The sequence below is a fragment of the Burkholderia pyrrocinia genome, from assembly GCF_001028665.1.
In the GTDB taxonomy this organism is placed as follows: Bacteria; Pseudomonadota; Gammaproteobacteria; order Burkholderiales; family Burkholderiaceae; genus Burkholderia; species Burkholderia pyrrocinia.
The window spans coordinates 904,654-920,332 of record NZ_CP011505.1 but is presented as its reverse complement, the minus strand read 5'-3'; the positions used below and the strand labels follow the sequence as shown (position 1 = coordinate 920,332).

The window sequence follows — 15,679 nt, the reverse complement described above, 5'->3', positions numbered from 1 at the left end:
GATTGCTGACCTTTTCCGCTATCCTCCGAACGATCAGGTCTCGAACGCCGAACGCGACCTCGCGCTTCCCCACGTCACCGAATCGCCGCCCATGCCAAGCCCAACCTCGTCGCCCGAACTCCCGACCATTCTCCTCATCGGCGCCTCCGGCCTGCTCGGTCGAGCGGTTGCCGCGTCGCTGGCCCGCGAATCGTCGCTGACGCTGCTCGCGACCATCCGGAACCCACAAAGCGCAGGCGCAAGACTGCTCGCGCTGCCGCCGGAAAACATCGCCCGACTCGACGCGCTCGACCAGCCGTCCCTCGAACACCTCTTCGAAACCCGCAAGCCGGCCGCCGTGATCGTCTGCGCAGCCGAACGCCGCCCCGACGTCTGCGAACGCGACCCGGCCGCGGCGCGCGCAATCAACGTCACCGCCCCGGCTCGCATCGGCGCGCTCGCCGCGCGATATGGCGCATGGACGCTGGGCATCTCCACCGATTACGTATTCGACGGCAAGGCCGCCCCGTACGGTGAAGACGCCACCCCGAATCCGCTGAACATCTACGGCCGCACGAAGCTGGAAGGCGAGGCAGCACTGCTCGCCGCGTCGCCGTTGTCGTGCGTGCTGCGCCTGCCGTTGCTTTACGGGCCGATCGCCGACTGGAGCGAATCGGCCGTCACGAGCCTCGTCCCCGCGATCGTCGCTTCCGCGCGCCCGGGTGCCGACGCGGTCGGCATGGACGCATGGGCGATTCGTTACCCGACCTACACGCCGGACGTCGCGCAAGTTATCCGCGACCTGACGTTGCGTCATCTCGCGGGCGGGTCCGTCACGGGCATCCGTCATTGGTCGGGCGAGGAGCCGATGACGAAGTACGGGATCGCGCAGCGGATCGCGGCCGCGCTCGGCATCGACGCATCGCTCGCGCCGATCGACACGCCGGCCGACGCGACGCCGCGCCCGTACGATTGCCATCTGGACGCATCGCGCGTGCGCGAACTCGGGATCGATTACGCGACGCCGTTCGATACCGCGTTGCGCACCGTGCTGCGCGATGCGCCGCAGGTGCTGTAGGATCGGGCGCCACTCGCGGGCAGCGTCGCCCGCGCGACGCCGGCCTGCCGCCGGGTTTGACATCCTGCATGCCCGGCCTTTAAAGTCGCGACGCGGGGCGGTGGGTCAAGCACACGCCCGGAACAGGCAGCCGATGTTCCAGGACTACGGGGCTACCCCGTGGATGAGCTCGATACCCCGATGCGTCGCAAGAGCGGACGTTGCGCGTTGCGCAACGGCGGCTCTCGCAGCACCAGTCACGTTGGCTCATCGTCCCGCCCATCGATTTCCATGTACGTATCCCTGTTCGATACCGTTCGCACGATTGCTGAAGCGATGCTGGCCGGATCGCCCGAACGCGATGGCGTCATCGCCCGGATGACGGCCGTGCTCGGTGCTGCGCCGCCGTGGACGCACGAAGTCGCGGATGCCGCGCTCGCGCGCTTCGGCGCGAACTGGGCCGATACCGACATCGACGCGCTGGCGGCGAACCTGGCCGATGCGCCCGGATTCGTGCGCGCGTGGTACGGCGACGATCGGCCGGCCGTGATCCGCGTCGTACGGCGGCCGCCGGTCCAGCGGCCGTTGCCGGCGCCGCTCGCCGGCTGCGACGTGCCGCAATGGGCGACGCCCGGCGATCTCGCCGGCTGGCTCGGCGTGAGCGTGCCGGAGCTCGACTGGCTGTCCGACCGCTGGCGCGTCGACGCGCGCGGCAGCGCAACACCGCTGCATCACTACACGTACGTTGCGGTCGACAAGCGCAGCGGCGGGTGCCGCGTGGTCGAGATCCCGAAGGGGCGGCTGCGCGAAGCGCAGCGCCGCATCCTGCACGGGCTGCTCGATCGCATTGCGCCGCACGGCGCGGTACACGGTTTTCGCAAGGGGCACGGAATCGTGTCGTTTGCGGCGCCGCACGCGGATCGCGACGTGGTCGTCCGCTTCGATCTCGCGGATTTCTTCGTGTCGGTGCGTGCCGCGCGGGTCCATGCGCTGTTCGTCACGCTCGGGTATCCGGCCGAAGTCGCGCGCACGCTCACCGGGCTGTGCACCAACCGCGTGCCGTCGGCGCGGCTGCTCGCACCGGACCTGCATGACCGTCTCGACTGGATCGCCCGGCAGCGCTATCGCAACCGGCATCTGCCGCAGGGCGCGCCGACGTCGCCGGCGCTGGCGAACCTGAGCGCATTCCGGTTCGACATGCGGCTCGCCGCGCTCGCGCGTTCGCTCGATGCGACCTACACGCGCTATGCCGACGATCTCGCGTTTTCGGGTGGCGGCACGCTCGCGCGCGACGTCGAGCGGCTGCAGGTCAGGGTCGCCGCGATCGCGCTCGAGGAGGGCTTCGCGCTGCAACTGCGCAAGACCCGCGTGATGCGGCGGGGCACGCGGCAGCATCTGGCCGGCGTGGTCGTCAACCGTCATCCGAATCTGGCGCGCGATGAGTTCGATCTGCTGAAGGCCATCCTGACCAACTGCATCCGGAGCGGGCCGACGTCGCAGAATCGCGACGCGCATCCGGATTTCCGCGCGCATCTGGCCGGACGGGTCGCGCATGCGGCAGCGTTGAACGCGGCGCGCGGCGCGAAGCTGCGCGGGTTGTTCGACCGGATCGCGTGGGACGTCGACGGCGCAGACCGGTAAGGCTCCGGGCAGACATCGGGTTCGGCCGGCAAACGGCACGTCGTTCCGTCAAGCATCAAGCGGTCACCTGGACAGGTTTGTCGTATTGCTCGATGGGCCACGTCGTGCTTTGTCGGCTATCTTGTCGAAGACGTCAGGGCGCGCCGATTGCCGACAATTCGACCGCAATCGTTTAGTGGTCCAAAGTCTCACATTTGCTGATTCAGCATGACGTCATGCGAAAGTGGCATGGAGCCAGGCGCTTCGCGCGTCTAAGATGAGCGGCCCGGTCCATGCACCGCGACTTGCCGCATCGTTGCCGCGGAAAACGTCGTCTGCAAGATCAACAATGTCTTCATGCAGGTTTCAAACTTGACGCCCCGGTTTTCCAATTTTCTTTTTCGACGCCTTCTCGTCACGGCGGGAATCGCTTCATGCCTGACAGCCGGAGGTGCGGCCGCGCAGCCACCGTCCGACGTCCAGGCCGTGTCATGGATGGTCGTTGACGGCGAATCCGATCAGATACTCGTGGAGCATAACGCGGACGCCGAACGTCAGCCGGCATCGCTCACCAAGCTCATGACAGCGTACCTCGTGCTCGGCGCCTTGAAGCGTGGAGCCGTGCGCTGGGACGAGAAAGTGCAGGTGGGCGCCGCGGCCATCGGTGAAGTCGGCAACGACGAGGCAAAAATGTACCTGATACCGGGGCAACGGGTGCCGGTCAAAGCGCTCGTCCGCGGTCTGATTGCCGCCTCTGCCAACGATGCCGCACTTGTCCTGGCCGAGCGCGTCGGAGGCTCGCCAGCTGGATTCGAGCAACTCATGAACGAAACGGCACGGCAGCTCGGAATGAAGCATACCCACTACGCGACGCCGTCGGGCATGACGACGCCGGGAAATTACTCGACTGCTCGCGATCTTTCCACGTTGGCCTTGCGCCTCACCAAGGACTTCCCGGAGTACTACGCGTTCTCGTCGGAGCAGCATTTCGCATTCGGCAAGTTCGAGAAGCGGAACAAGAACTGGCTGCTTGGAAAGGACCCGTCGGTCGATGGCATGAAGACGGGGCATACCCAGGCGGCCGGCTACTGCATCGTCGCAACCGCGAAAAGAAAGCAGACGTCTCCCCCTATGACCAGGCGAGTCTTCGCCGTGCTCCTGGGTGCACCAACGGCTGGTGACCGGATAACGGGCGCCGCTGGCCTGTTGAACTACGCGTTCTCGAGATACGAGGACTATCCGGTCCATGACGGCAGCGGACCGCACGTCGTCACCCGCATCTCTCAGCCGAGCGGCGCAAAGTCGAACGGAACCTGAACGCATCGATCGCTGGAGCGCACGGTCGTGCCGGGCCTGATGACATCCGCGTCCTGCGACGTTATCGGGAAAGGGGCCGGGCGTAGAATCCATCGATCTCGCAGAAGCTACCGCCTTGTCACAGGACCCGATATGGAAATCAAGTGGATCGAGGACTTCATCGCCCTCTCGCAATATCAGAGCTTCTCGCGGGCGGCGCAATTCCGGAATGTCACCCAGTCGGGGTTCAGCAGGCGCATTCAGTCGCTCGAGCAGTGGGTCGGCGCGGATCTCATCGACCGCAGCAGCTTCCCTCCCACCCTGACGCCTGCCGGACAATTGTTTCGGGAGGCAGCGGTAGACATACTGGGAAAGCTGTTCGATACGCGAGCCATCATTCGCAATGACCAGCGCATGGCGGGCAAAGGCCTGCGGATTGCGGCGGGTCATACGATCGCGCTGGGCTTCTTGCCCGGCTGGTTGAAAGCGCTCACTGGCCGTTTCGGGGATGTACGTGCGCGGGTGATACCCACCAATGTCCACGACTCGATCCTGATGCTCGTGAACGGCAACTGCGAACTGATGTTTGCCTATCATCACCCGGAGCTTCCCCTCCATCTCGACCCGACCAAGTACGAGCATCTCGCCGTGGGCGTCGATGTACTGATGCCTGTCTGCCGGCCGAACCCGCGTGGTGGGCCCGCGTTCCGGTTGCCTGGAACGGCGACCCATGCGTTGCCGTTGATTTCGTATACGGAAACCAGCTATTTCGGCCGCTGCCTCGCACTCCTTTTGAGTCGAGTCGATACGAGCCCGGCCTTGCGGCTGCATTACGAGTCCGACATGGCGGAGGTTGTCAAGAAACTGGTCCTGGAAGGCGAAGGCGTCGCGTGGCTTCCGAAAAGCTCGATCGTCGCCGAGCTCGACGCGTGCGAACTGGTTCCAGCGGGCCGGGACGCATGGAACCTCGAAATCGAACTTCGCGTCTACCGCGATGCATCGAATCGCAGTGAGTTTCTGGACGCGCTCTGGCGCCATCTTCGCGCCGCGTCGCCGGCCGCCGATTAGGGGTTATCCCGCGTTATGTGAGGTTCGCATATCCCCATGCAGGACCCGCATCGAGCCTTTTTCGATCATCTCTATCATCCGTCCCATACACAGAAACGTCGCGCCGCTAACGACGTTTTTGCCTCCTGCCAGCGTACTGCGGTCACGTCGGACCCTTGTACGCATTCCTCGGACTGATGGAAATGAAAAATCGCCTGACTTTCTATATTCTGGCTGGCATGGTGCTCGGCGTCGTCGTCGGTTACGTGTGTCATCGGAGTGTCGCCGGTGCTGCAGAAGCCAAGGCAATCGCAGGGTACTTCTCGATCATCACGGACATCTTCCTGCGCCTTGTGAAGATGATCATCGCACCGCTCGTCTTCGCCACGCTGGTGTCCGGGCTCGCCGGCATGGAAGGGACGAGCGACGTGCGCAGAATCGGGTTCAGGTCGGTGGGATGGTTCGTGTGCGCGTCGCTTTTCTCGCTCGCGCTTGGCCTCGTCCTCGCGAATGCGCTGCAGCCCGGCGCGGGGCTGCATATGACGCAGACCAGTGCCGATGTGGCAACCGGTCTCAACACCGCGGGTCTGAACTTCAAGGACTTCGTCACGCATGCGTTTCCTTCCAGCATCATCGATGCGATGGCTCGAAATGACATCCTGCAGATCCTCGTCTTTTCCGTGCTGTTTGGCGTCGTTCTGAGTGCGATCAAAAAGGACCCGCGTGTCACGCCGCTGATCGCCGGCATCGATGCGCTCGTCCCTGCAATGCTGAAGCTGACCGACTATGTGATGCGGCTCGCACCCGTCGGTGTGTTCGGCGCGCTGGCATCCGCGATCACGATGAACGGCCTGGATGTGCTGACCACGTACGGCAAGCTCGTCGGCAGCTTCTACCTCGGTCTGGTCCTGCTGTGGATCGCCCTCATCGTCGTCGGTTACGTGTTCCTGGGCAAATCGATCTGGAAGTTGCTGAGAGCCGTCCGTGAACCGGCGATGCTCGCTTTTTCGACCGCGAGCAGCGAGGCCGCGTATCCGCGACTGACCGAGAAGCTTGAAGCGTTCGGTATCGACAAGAAGGTCGTTGGCTTTACGTTGCCGCTCGGCTACGCGTTCAATCTCGACGGATCGATGATGTACCAGGCGTTTGCCGCGATCTTTATTGCGCAGGCATTCGGCATCGACATGCCGGTCGGCACGCAAATCATGATGTTGCTCGTCCTGATGTTGAGCAGCAAGGGAATGGCCGGTGTCGCAAGAGGTTCCGTGGTGGTGGTCGCCGCAGTTGCACCGATGTTTCATCTGCCGCCGTCCGGCGTGGTGCTGATTCTCGCGATCGATCAGATCCTCGATATGGGGCGAACCGCCACCAACGTGATCGGCAACAGTATCTCGACGGCCGTCATTGCCAAGTGGGAGTTGAAGCGGCTCGCCCGGCAGAACGATGGAGAGAACAGCGTTGCGTTGGGCCAATTGCAGGGCGAAACGAAATGATCGGCGCAAACGTGCTGAGCGGGAAAAAGTTCGGCGTGGTGGGCGGCCTGGGTCCACTGGCCAGCGCGGATGTCTTTTTCAAGCTCGTCAAATCGACGCCCGCATCGAGCGATGCGGAACACGTCGACGTCATTTTCGAGCAGCATCCCTTTCGAGGGGCGGCCAGTGGTGGCGAAGCGACGACTCAACGGAAGCTCTACATTTTCGACATGATCCGCGGCTTCGAGAAGCGGGGCGTGACGACCGTGGTACTCCCGTGCTTCATCAGTCATACGTTCATCGACGAGCTGAAGGCCAACTCGCCGTTGCAGATCGTCGATATGGTGGAAGCCGTTCGCAGCCATGTGCGAAGGAAGTTTCCGGCTGCCCGGCGAATCGGGGTGTTGACCTCGGACTACTCCCGTCGAAAAGGGCTCTTCGAAAAGTACTTCGCGGCGCCGGAATTCGAGGTGATTTACCCCCGGCCACGTGATGGTATCGACCTCGTCACCGAGGCTGTCTACGGCGCCGACGGCGTCAAGAGCGGCAACCTGTGTGGCCGGCCTGTCGCGCTGCTGCGCGAAGCGTGCGAGGACCTCATCGAGCAGGGCGCAAATATCATCGTGCCGGGCCTGACGGAAATTGCGCTCGTGGCAGAGGAAATGGGCCCGTTTCGCGTGCCGCTGATCGATTCGAATCTTGCGTATGCGCAGTACGTGATAGCGGGCAATTACGGTTTGCCCGAATCCATCTTCAAAGTGGGCGTAGTCGGCGGCGTCGGGCCCGCGGCGACGGTGGACTTCATGCAGAAGATCGTGCGCAACACGCCGGCCAATCGCGACCAGGACCATATCAGGCTTCTGATCGAACAGAATCCGCAGATTCCCGACCGCACGGAAAACCTGATCGGTGACGGTCCCGACCCGACCATCTCGCTTTATGCGACCTGCAAGAAGCTCGAGTCGGGCGACGCGGACATCATCGCCATTCCGTGCAATACCGCCCATGCATTTGTCGAACGCATTCAACCGTATCTGGGCATCCCGATCGTCAATATGCTGACCGTTACGGTCCGCCATCTCCGGGAGACGTTTCCGCTGATTTCCTGCGTTGGCGTGCTGGCAACCTCGGGGACGATCGCAAGCGGCGTCTACGAGAAAGCCCTGGAATCGGAGGGGTTGCGGCAAATCGTGCCTGGAGCGGAATTGCAGGCACGCGTGATGGAAGCGATCTACGGCCCGGAAGGCGTGAAAGCGGGATTTACCACCGGACGTTGCCTCGACGATATCTCTGCCGCCATTGACGGGCTCATTGCGGCAGGCGTTGAAGTCATCGTATTGGGATGTACCGAGCTGCCGCTTCTGCTGCCGCAGAGCAGCTTCGTGGGAAGGACAGGCACACGCGTCGGTCTTGTCGATCCTACCGATGTTCTTGCACGGCAATGCGTCGCCCTGGCGACCGCAGCAGCGGAGCGGCCGGTTACCCGATCGGCGGGCTGACCCGGTCGGTCTCGCTGACCAAAGCGGCATACACAACGAACGCAGGGTAGGGATGTTCGGCGGTCATATCGGGCAGCCACGTGGGTCAATCGACCTCCGCCGAACACATCGAATGGAACGTGGACCCCGTATAAAAGTAGTACTCCGTAATGACATTGATACGCGACGTCGTTCTTTGTGCTTTCAAATCCCTTCAGGAGACTGAATATGAACATCAAGACTACCCTTCGGCAAGCCACCTGTCTGAGCAGGTCGCGCACGACGGTTGCCGCCGCGCTTCTCGTATGCGCCTGTTCGTTGAATGGCGCCAGCGTGTGGGCTGCGGATACGAAACCGGATAACGCGGCGGCCGCTGCGACGGCAAGCCCGGCAGCCGGATTTCAAGGGGGGCTTCAACCCCGATCAACTCCGTTTTCGCTCGAGGAGCATGCCCATGGCTGCCGAAAATTCGTTTAGAACCGAACATGATCTGCTGGGAGATCGCGAAGTTCCCGCCGACGCCTACTACGGCGTTCACACGCTGCGCGCGCTGGAAAATTTTCCGATAACCGGCTCACCGATCTCTGTCTACCCGGCGTTGATCAAGGCACTCGCTTGCATCAAGCAGGCCGCGGCACTGGCGAATCATGAGCTGGGTCTGCTCGACACCGCGCGGTGTGACGCGATCGTCGGTGCCTGCGCCGAATTGCTGGGAGGCAAGCTGCACGATCAGTTCGTGGTCGACGTGATCCAGGGGGGCGCGGGGACCTCGACCAACATGAACGCCAACGAGGTCATCGCCAACCGCGCGCTCGAACTGTTAGGGAGGAAGAAGGGCGAATACCAGTATTTGCATCCGAACGAGCAGGTCAACATCGGCCAGAGCACCAACGACGTGTACCCGTCGGCGCTGAAAATCGCGACCTGGTTCGGCATCCTGAATCTCATCGAGGCGATGGAGATTCTGCGGCACGCTTTTGAAGCCAAGGCGCTGGAGTTCAAGGACGTTCTGAAAATGGGGCGTACGCAATTGCAGGATGCGGTGCCGATGACGCTCGGTCAGGAGTTCAGCACCTACGCCGTGATGCTCGGAGAGGATGAAGAACGGCTTCGAGAGGCGGCGCTGCTGATCTGCGAAATCAACATGGGCGCGACGGCGATCGGAACGGGCATTACCGCGCACCCCGATTACGCACCGCTCGTGCTGAAGCATCTCCGGGAAATCACGGGCATTCCGCTTGTCACGGCACCTGACCTCGTCGAAGCGACGCAGGACTGCGGCGCTTTCGTCCAGTTGTCCGGCGTGCTCAAGCGCGTGGCCGTGAAGCTCTCGAAAACCTGCAACGACTTGCGTCTGCTCTCCAGCGGCCCACGCGCGGGTCTTGGAGAGATCAACCTCCCGCCCATGCAGGCCGGCTCGAGCATCATGCCGGGAAAGGTCAACCCGGTTATCCCTGAGGTAATGAACCAGATTGCGTTCGAGGTCATCGGCAACGATGTCACCGTGAGTTTCGCGGCCGAGGCCGGTCAGCTCCAGTTGAATGCTTTCGAGCCGATCATTGCGCACAGCCTGTTCAAGAGTGTGACCCACTTGCGCAATGGCTGCCTGACACTCGCCGAGCGATGTGTCAAAGGAATCACGGCCAACGCGGAGCACTTGCGCGCGTCGGTCGAGAACTCGATCGGCATCGTGACCGCACTCAATCCGTACATCGGCTACGCCAACGCGACGTCCGTCGCGATGGAGGCTCATGCGTCGGGTGGCCGGGTCTATGACATCGTGCTCGAGCGCGGGCTGTTGTCCCGGCAGCAACTCGACGAGATCCTCAAGCCAGAGGGTCTCACGCAGCCCACGCCGCTTCATATCCCGCCGGCACGGTAAGCGATCGGGCCGTATGAGGCGCCCGGTGTCGAGCCGGGAAGCGATGACGGGATCGGACGGCAAATGACCGCTGCCTTCCGAAACGCGCGATATGAGCCCACCGCGCCCCCTCCGTCAGGGGGCGCGACAGGTCCGTCAGGTCGTGCGCTCGCGGACCCTGTTCGACCCGACCCGCAATGGGGGGTGTTCATCCCGCTTTCCGGGCCACGAAGGCTGACATTCGCACGCGCCCAGTGGAGCAGCCTCTTGAATCTCAAGACACGCGGCACCTCTTGAAAGTCGAGGTAATCTTGCGACGGGTTTCAAGCCCAGGCAAATCGTGGAAAGCATCGAAGCTCTGTCCGGGCAGCCGGGACGCGTATTCGTGCGTCTTGGGCGTGAGGAAATCGTACGGGGGTGTTCGTAGGCGGAGCCGGTTGCCCGGGATGATCCTTGCCCCGATTTACGGGCTTCGACGCACCGAAATCTCGCAAACTTTGTTCAACTCGTATGGGAGCCAGCAGATTAGCTGGAGGCTGATCATATAGGCGATTGATTTTAAAGAACATATTCTTTTGGTCGGCTTGTGCTTTATTTCGTGCCGTCTGGCCAGATCATGTTTTTCGTATCAAGGACATACCGTCGACAGACGTAGACTGACGGACACGTGATGCGTTATTTTCAGGACACTTTGTACTTGACGGCGCAACGTCGCAGAATCGCGACGCGCGGCGCGAAGCTGCGCGCGCTGTTCGACCGGGTCGCGTGGGACGTCGACGGCGTCGACCGGTAGGCCGCCCCGGGCAGGCATTGGCCTCGGCCGGCAAACGTCGGGTCGTTCAGGCTCCGGCCTGCAACTCCCGCAATGCAAAGCCGCGCACTGTTATCATTCGCGCCATGCCGCGCCAGTGCCATGGTGCGGCGCATGACTTGCCGCAGCCGTTCGCCGTGCGTTCGCATGCGGCGTGCCGCGCGTTACCGGCCCGGCCCTGTCTGTTTTTGACGCGCGACGTCGTTTCGTGCGCGTCGCGCAAACCGTGCCGGCTCAGGCAAACGATTCGCATATGTGACAGCACCGATCGGCGGAACTTCGTGGTAGGTTCGCGCATCGGAGCTTTTTTGCAAAAACATGCCCAAAGAGGATGAATACATGACCCAGGCCCTGCAGGAACTCGAAGCACAACTTCGGGACCTGAACATCAAGCTGTCGGACGCGAAGCAAAAGGAGAAGCAGGCCGCGCTCGCGGCGTTCAAGGAACAGGTCGAGCTTTTGGGAATTACGCAGCAGGAAGTGCTGAGCGCGCTCGGCTATATCGTCCAGCGAAAACGCAAGGCGCCTGCCAAGTATTACGATCCGACGACCGGCCGCTCGTGGTCGGGCCGCGGCCCGCGGCCGAAATGGCTCGAAGGCAAGAATCTCGACGCGCTCGTCGTCGACCGCGAGGCCAAGACCTGGTGGCCCGGGGACGATCAGGGCTGAAGCCCGCCGCGCCGCGCGGCCGCCCGGCGCCGTCCGGTTCGCGCGCGCGGACCGGCCGGCACCACCCCGCCAGCACAATGTCTTTCGTTCGGTGTCCGGCCTGATCGCGACATCGCCGGCCTTGCCGCCGACACCGGATCGCTGCTTTCCCGTTCATTGCCCGCCATTCCCGCTCTCCGTCCCGGAAGCGGGCGCGCGGCGCATCCTGAACCCTCGTCGGAAGCGCACGCCTGACGGACCGGAACGGGCGCCGTCGCACGCCGGTACCGCGCCGCGCACCGGCGCGTTCGCCAGCCCGTCGCGCGCGGCCACAGGCCTTAGAATGTCGCCGGACTTTCGTGGCAGGACACCATGGCAGCAAACATCAAATCCTCGGCGCTCGGCGGCCCGTCGGCGCCGCGCGTGGAGCAGGTCGGCGCGTACGCTTGGAAAGCGCTGGCCGGGTCGGCGATCGGTTATGCGATGGACGGCTTCGACCTGCTGATCCTCGGCTTCATGCTGCCCGCGATCACGGCGGCGCTGCAGCTGACGCCCGGGCAGGGCGGCGCGCTGGTCACGTGGACGCTGATCGGCGCCGTCGCGGGCGGCATCGTGTTCGGCGCGCTGAGCGACCGTTACGGGCGCGTGCGCGTGCTGACCTGGACGATCCTGCTGTTCGCGATCTTTACCGGCCTGTGCGCGTTCGCGCGCGGCTTCCAGGATCTGCTCGTCTACCGCACCATCGCGGGCATCGGGCTGGGCGGCGAGTTCGGGATCGGCATGGCGCTCGCGGCCGAAGCATGGCCGGCGAGCAAGCGCGCACGGGTGTCGTGCTACGTCGCGCTCGGCTGGCAGGCCGGCGTGCTGCTGGCCGCGCTGCTGACGCCGTTCCTGCTGCTCCACATCGGCTGGCGCGGCATGTTCGTGGTCGGCGTGCTGCCCGCGCTGCTCGCGTGGGTCATGCGCAACAAGCTGCACGAGCCGGAAGCGTTCGTGCAGCGCGCGGCGCAGCCGAAGTCCAACGCGTTCCGCATGCTCGTCGCTGACGGCCGCACCGCGCGCACGAGCGTCGGCATCGTGATTCTGTGTTCGGTCCAGAACTTCGGCTACTACGGGATCATGATCTGGCTGCCGACCTTCCTGTCGAAGCAGATGGGCTTCTCGCTGACGAAGTCGGGGCTGTGGACGGCGGCAACCGTCGTCGGGATGATGATCGGCGTATGGGTGTTCGGGCAACTCGCCGACCGCATCGGGCGCAAGCCGACGTTCCTGTTGTACCAGCTCGGCGCGGTCGCGACGGTCATCGCGTATGCGCGGCTGTCGGACCCGACGGCGATGCTGTGGGCCGGCGCGCTGATGGGGATGTTCGTCAACGGGATGGTCGGCGGCTACGGGGCGCTGATGTCCGAAGGCTATCCGACGGCCGCACGCGCGACCGCGCAGAACGTGCTGTGGAATATCGGCCGCGCGGTCGGCGGCTTCGGTCCGGTCGCGGTCGGCGCACTGGCCGCGCACTACTCGTTCCAGACGGCCATCGCGATGCTCGCCGGCCTCTATGTGCTCGACATGGTCGCGACGCTGTTCCTGATTCCCGAGCTCAAGGGCGTCGAGCTCGAATGAGCGCGGCGGGCGCGGCCCCGCTTGCGGTCGGAACCCGATGCGATCGCACCCACCGCAACGACTTCACCGGAAACCACGATGCAAGCAAAGAACAGAACGATCGGCGTGATGGGCTCGGGCAAGGAACCGTGGCTCGCGTTTTCGGAACCGCTCGGTGCGTGGATCGCGCGGGCCGGCTTCAACCTGCTGACGGGCGGCGGGCAGGGCGTGATGCTGGCGGTCGCGCGTGCGTTCGCCGGCGTGCCGGGGCGGGCCGGGCGATCGATCGGCATCCTGCCGACGCAGGCCGATCCGCTCGCGGGCTTCGTGCCGCTCGACGGCTATCCGCATCCGTTCGTCGACATCCCGATCCTCACGCCGCTGCCGCGCCGCGAGCCGGGCGCCGATCCGCAGACGATCAACCGCAACTACGTGAACGTGCTGAGCAGCGACCTGATCGTCGCGCTGCCGGGCGGACACGGCACGGCCGAGGAGATTTCGCTCGCGCGGCGCTGGGGCAAGCCGCTTGTCTGCTTCGGGCCGGACGGCGCGTTTCGGGAGCTCGCTGCCGGCGCCGCATGCACGTCGTCGCTCGATGACGTGATCCGGTTCGTGGAAGACGCGTTGGCGCCGGAGCAGGCGCAGGTGGCGCAGGCGCTGCGATAGGTCGCGCGGCGACGAACCGGGCGCGAACGTGTCTGCGTGACCCTGCGCGACCTTTACGCGACCCGAATCCCGAGATTCTCGATCAGCATGGCCGCCTGCTCATAGGAAACGGTCGCGCCGCGGAGGACGCCGGACGCGAGCAGTTTGGGCGTGCCGCTCAGATCCGCGTCGCGCAGGTCGGCACCGTCGAACTTCACATCGTTCAGATGTGCGTTGCGCAGGCTGCCGCCTTCGAAAACGGCGTCGCGAAAGTCCGCACCGGCGAGATCGGCGTCCGAGAAATCGAGTGCCACGAGGCGGGTCTTCCGGAATGAAAAGCGCCGCAGGCTCGCGCCGACCAGCAAGGTGTTTTCGAATTCGAGGCCGAGCGACTTGCATTCCTCGAAATTGGCCCCGGTCAGCCGGCATTCCTTGAAGCGGGCCGAGCCGAGCTTGCTGCGTCGCCAGCTCGTATTGTTGAGATCGCACGACTGGAACACGGCGTCCTCGAGGTCCGACGACGCAAAGCTGGCCTGGCGGGCCCGGCACCGGATCCACGATGTCTGCGCCAGCGTGGTGCCGACGAACGATGTTTCCGCGAGCGCGCATCGTTCGAAGCGTGCACCTCGCAAATCCAGGCGCGACAGGTCGGCACCTTCGAGGTCGCAGTCCTCCAGATGGACGGGTGTCGGCGAGCCTTCGACGAGCAGCAGCAATTCGGCGCGATCCAGCGTGCGGCCGGTAATGGAGACTCCTTGCGTCATCAGGTGATCCGTTGCCAAGTGAAATGTTCGGGGCAAACATTATCCGGATTTCGCGGCATCGCGCGTTCGGAATCGCTCACCGCATTTTTGTGCACGTCCTGGAACAGTTCGTTCATCGTGCCGACATACCGGGACAGCATGCGTGGCGAAATGTCGGCGCGCCGGAACAGGCTGTCGATCCCGGTCGAACATCAGCAGTCCGACGGCCCTGGCCGACTGAAACGCTGCTCGACCACCTCGGTTCCCCATTGCGTGCCCGCGGACTCGCTGGTCAGCGTAAAGCCGAACGACTCGTACAGATGGCGCGCCGAATCGAGGCCCTTGAACGTCCACAGGTAGGTTTCGCGAAACCGCCGCTCATCGACGAAGCGCATGGCTTGCGTCATGAGTTGGCGCCCGATGCCCGACCCGCGCAACGCGTCGTTCACGATGAACCAGCGCAGATGCGCGACGCCGGTCGCCGGGTCGCCGTCGATCGCGAGCGACGCGAGCGTGCGTCCGTCTTCCTGGCAGAGCCAAAGCGCCTTGCCGTCGGCCGGCAGCGCGCCCGCGAACTCGGCCAGCTCGGTCGCCACGCGCTGTTCGAAAAAAGCGCCGAATCCCCAGTGCTCCGCATAGAAGCGCGCGTGGAGGCCGACGATGTCGCCGATGCAGCCCGGTCGGTAGCCTTCGCGAATCTGCGGCGCGTCGGGCGCCGCGGTGGGCGCCTTGGCGGCGTTGTCTTGCGCGAGCGCATCGGCGTACAGCGCGAGCGAACGCAGCAGCGCCTGCTGGTCGGCCGGGATCATGCGACGCAGCGCGTTCGACACCTGATCCGTCGCGAACTGGTCGATTCTCTTCCGAAGCTTCTTCCCTTCGGCGGTGAGGGTCAGCTCGGTCGCGCGCGCATCGTCGCTCGACACGCGGCGCTCCACGATGCCGGCGGCTTCGAGCCGGGCGAGTTGCCGGCTCGTGTTCGATTTGTCCAGCCGCAGGATATTGCCGAGATCCCTGGCGTTGATGCCGGGCGCCATCCCGATCTCGAGAATCGCGTGAACGGCCGATGGCGCCCAGTCGCTGTCGGCCAGCGTCGCGCGCATGAAGCCGAGCTCGCGAACCAGTTTGCGGGAGAAGTCGCGAAGCTCGAGGATGGTCGCTTCGCGAGGCTTGGCGGGAACGTCGATGAGATCCATGGTGTCTGCCCGAAAAGGTTGCGTGTCGCAAGCAATAATAGTTGCGGGTCGCAACTTCATCAAGGCGGATTTTCGGCGAAGCGGTGGCACCTGAGTCGCTTTCTTGGGGCGGCGTCGAAGCCGCTCAAGGGGCCCGAACGAGTCGGCAGTTTTCGGTCGTGAATGGTATGGCGCGGATGGCGGAGTGCCGTGACGTGGATGCATACTTGGCGCATCCGGTCGACCTGCGG

12 protein-coding genes are annotated in these 15,679 nt (G+C 64.1%); 10 read left to right on the top strand and 2 right to left on the bottom strand.

Annotated features, from left to right (window positions below; all coding sequences use genetic code 11):
- The first annotated feature begins 91 nt into the window (after positions 1-91).
- From ABD05_RS34190 to ABD05_RS34145, 10 genes are all read left to right on the top strand, one after another.
- A complete protein-coding gene (locus ABD05_RS34190; RefSeq protein ID WP_047904524.1) occupies positions 92-1,057 on the top strand; it encodes a dTDP-4-dehydrorhamnose reductase family protein in 966 nt (321 codons plus the stop codon).
- 270 nt (positions 1,058-1,327) lie between these two features.
- Positions 1,328-2,677 (top strand): reverse transcriptase family protein, encoded by a 1,350-nt coding sequence (locus ABD05_RS34185; protein ID WP_047904523.1) that lies wholly within the window; start codon positions 1,328-1,330, stop codon positions 2,675-2,677.
- 336 nt (positions 2,678-3,013) lie between these two features.
- Positions 3,014-3,973, top strand: coding sequence for a D-alanyl-D-alanine carboxypeptidase family protein (locus ABD05_RS34180; protein ID WP_082146332.1), 960 nt, complete (start codon positions 3,014-3,016; stop codon positions 3,971-3,973).
- Positions 3,974-4,105: 132 nt separating this feature from the next.
- Positions 4,106-5,020, top strand: coding sequence for a LysR substrate-binding domain-containing protein (locus ABD05_RS34175; RefSeq protein ID WP_047904522.1), 915 nt, complete (start codon positions 4,106-4,108; stop codon positions 5,018-5,020).
- 182 nt (positions 5,021-5,202) lie between these two features.
- Positions 5,203-6,492, top strand: a complete 1,290-nt coding sequence (locus ABD05_RS34170) for a dicarboxylate/amino acid:cation symporter (RefSeq protein WP_047904730.1) — start codon at positions 5,203-5,205, stop codon at positions 6,490-6,492.
- A complete protein-coding gene (gene cuyB / locus ABD05_RS34165; protein ID WP_047904521.1) occupies positions 6,489-7,970 on the top strand; it encodes a cysteate racemase in 1,482 nt (493 codons plus the stop codon). The genes ABD05_RS34170 and cuyB overlap by 4 nt, the downstream gene beginning before the upstream one ends.
- A 433-nt stretch (positions 7,971-8,403) precedes the next feature.
- A complete protein-coding gene (aspA, locus tag ABD05_RS34160; RefSeq protein WP_047904729.1) occupies positions 8,404-9,831 on the top strand; it encodes an aspartate ammonia-lyase in 1,428 nt (475 codons plus the stop codon).
- Between the two features lie 1,129 nt (positions 9,832-10,960).
- Entirely contained in the window at positions 10,961-11,290 is a 330-nt protein-coding gene (locus ABD05_RS34155) for an H-NS histone family protein (RefSeq protein ID WP_047904520.1), read from the top strand.
- Positions 11,291-11,641: 351 nt separating this feature from the next.
- Positions 11,642-12,889, top strand: coding sequence for an MFS transporter (locus ABD05_RS34150; protein WP_047904519.1), 1,248 nt, complete (start codon positions 11,642-11,644; stop codon positions 12,887-12,889).
- Positions 12,890-12,967: 78 nt separating this feature from the next.
- Complete coding sequence (locus ABD05_RS34145) at positions 12,968-13,534, top strand: SLOG cluster 4 domain-containing protein (protein ID WP_047904518.1); 567 nt, start codon at positions 12,968-12,970, stop codon at positions 13,532-13,534.
- Positions 13,535-13,587: 53 nt separating this feature from the next.
- Here ABD05_RS34145 and ABD05_RS34140 read toward each other — a convergent pair whose 3' ends face one another.
- Positions 13,588-14,277 (bottom strand): pentapeptide repeat-containing protein, encoded by a 690-nt coding sequence (locus ABD05_RS34140; protein WP_047904517.1) that lies wholly within the window; start codon positions 14,275-14,277, stop codon positions 13,588-13,590.
- Positions 14,278-14,468: 191 nt separating this feature from the next.
- Entirely contained in the window at positions 14,469-15,449 is a 981-nt protein-coding gene (locus ABD05_RS34135) for a bifunctional helix-turn-helix transcriptional regulator/GNAT family N-acetyltransferase (RefSeq protein WP_047904516.1), read from the bottom strand.
- Positions 15,450-15,679: the final 230 nt, after the last annotated feature.